Annotated in this window: 3 protein-coding genes and 1 pseudogene; all 4 read right to left on the bottom strand. The window is 32.4% G+C overall.

Annotated elements, in window-relative coordinates:
- Nucleotides 1-345: 345 nt before the first annotated feature.
- Nucleotides 346-594, bottom strand: a complete 249-nt coding sequence (locus BHV72_RS00240) for a hypothetical protein (RefSeq protein WP_122140929.1) — start codon at nt 592-594, stop codon at nt 346-348.
- Complete coding sequence (locus BHV72_RS00235; protein ID WP_122135032.1) at nt 584-877, bottom strand: hypothetical protein; 294 nt, start codon at nt 875-877, stop codon at nt 584-586. The genes BHV72_RS00240 and BHV72_RS00235 overlap by 11 nt, the downstream gene beginning before the upstream one ends.
- Nucleotides 878-1136: 259 nt before the next feature.
- The gene (locus BHV72_RS00230; protein ID WP_122135031.1) at nt 1137-1403 is read right to left on the bottom strand and encodes a hypothetical protein; all 267 of its coding nucleotides are present in this window, start codon (nt 1401-1403) and stop codon (nt 1137-1139) included.
- Nucleotides 1403-1849: pseudogene (locus BHV72_RS00225) on the bottom strand (DUF6443 domain-containing protein); the annotation flags it as partial. The pseudogene BHV72_RS00225 and the gene BHV72_RS00230, both read right to left, overlap by 1 nt.

The following is a 1849-nucleotide window of genomic DNA, read 5'->3' as shown; positions in this document are numbered from 1 at the left end:
CGCAAACATTACACGACTAGGCAAATTTAAACAATTATACTGAATAGCAGTTATATTTTTGTTTAAATCTTTAGTCAGGTTGCCGTTTTCATCATATTCCCACTCTATTGCTTCATGGACACCGTCTGTAAACTCAAAACCATTATTAAAAGCTAAGGCTGTGTCAGTCACTCTCTTCAGTCGGTTACCGGTATAAAGCAAAGAGATTGTTGTTCGGATTAGGTACACCTATACCCCATCCATATAATAAAAAAATACCCTAACATAAGCCTTATACTTTATGCTAGGGTAGGAAGGTTATTCAAGTATCAATTTATGTTAGGATAATCATTATAAAATAAGTCTTTATTCTATTTCAAAATCACCCTTTTCTGTGTGAATAAAACCTTTTTTCCATCTGTAATCATCAACAATAATTTTACAAACTACAAAACAAGAACGAGGATAAGATTTAAAACCTGGCTGTACTATCAATTCATCTATCACCTTCTCAACATCTTCACGAAATAAAAAAGTTCCTATATGCATCGATTCTTCATATCCATGATAAACATGTCGATGATCTAACCTATAAAAAAATATATCACTCATCATCTCTAAATATTCTTTTTTGATATTCGAAAGCTTCTTCAACTGTACAAAAACCTTCTTTCCATTCATAATTACCAATAGATACAATATTAGAAAGTTTAAAACATTTTTGAGAATGCAGGCAAAAACCAGGTTGATGCCTTAATGCTTTAATAGCTTTCCAGGCATTTTGTGTAGAAGAAAACAAGCCTATAAATTTCACAACCTTATCTCCTAAGGCTTTATCCTCATACACATGATAAAGTTCATAATAGTTATTCTTCTTATTCAAAACTTCTATCTCCATATTTATTTTTTGAGAAATACGAACAGAATCATAGACTAATTCAAACTATAAATCTTTAGTCAATGTTTCAGTTTGATATTGATGAGCAAAACAACGTTTATAGTCAGCATTGATTTATCTACGTGAAGCTATCATCTTATCACAAATTCTCATTATTATAACAAAAAGAACCCTTATACAGAAGGGAAATAATATCCATACACCGATTAATTAAAAAACAATCTATGTCTGGACAATAATACATATGAACAATCCCAGCCTAAACTGTTTCTACAATATTAAGCAGCAGAAGAGACCGAAATATAACATAACTAGAACACCAAACATTATCTACCTTTTCTATAGATACCGGAGAATAAAAATTATCTCTAACTTTTTCTTGGATCTTAGCTTTCACTTTTTCCGTGAAAAATTGTATATCCAAATTATCAGCCCAAATAACGAGCGCTTCCATTAAATTAGAAGATTCATATTGGCTAATATAAGTACCTTTTTTATACTCTGCAATAAATGTAAACTTTTTCATTACCAATTCCCTTTTGCATTCATACTATGATTTTCACCTGTAAAATCCTGTTTCTTTTTCCAATGTTTAACTTGATTCTCGAGCTTTTTTAATGATTTCTTGTCTTCTGGAGTCTTATTCTGTTTTAAATTCAATTTATCATATTGAGATTTAATATCCTGATATTTCTGCCTCGCAGACTCTTTTGCCTTTAGACTAGAATGCTTCTCATTCTTTCCGCTTGATTTAGAATATCCATTGCTACTATTTTCATTAACCCTCCCTTTTCTAGAGAATAACTTCATAGCCCCGCTCGTAGCCATAAGTGATCCGTGAGTAACATCCACCACTCCTTTTGTTGAAACAGCCAAGGACACTCCGCCAGTTTCCGGACTTCCCAATAAACCGGCGGCAACTTCCCCGGAACCTCTTATTACTTCTGCACCACCTATAAAAAGGCTAATCAC

This window comes from Bacteroides sp. 43_46, from assembly GCF_001915455.1.
Classification (GTDB): Bacteria; Bacteroidota; Bacteroidia; order Bacteroidales; family Bacteroidaceae; genus Bacteroides; species Bacteroides caccae.
The sequence above is the reverse complement of the archived record's forward strand: the minus strand, read 5'-3'. Positions and strand labels throughout refer to the sequence as shown.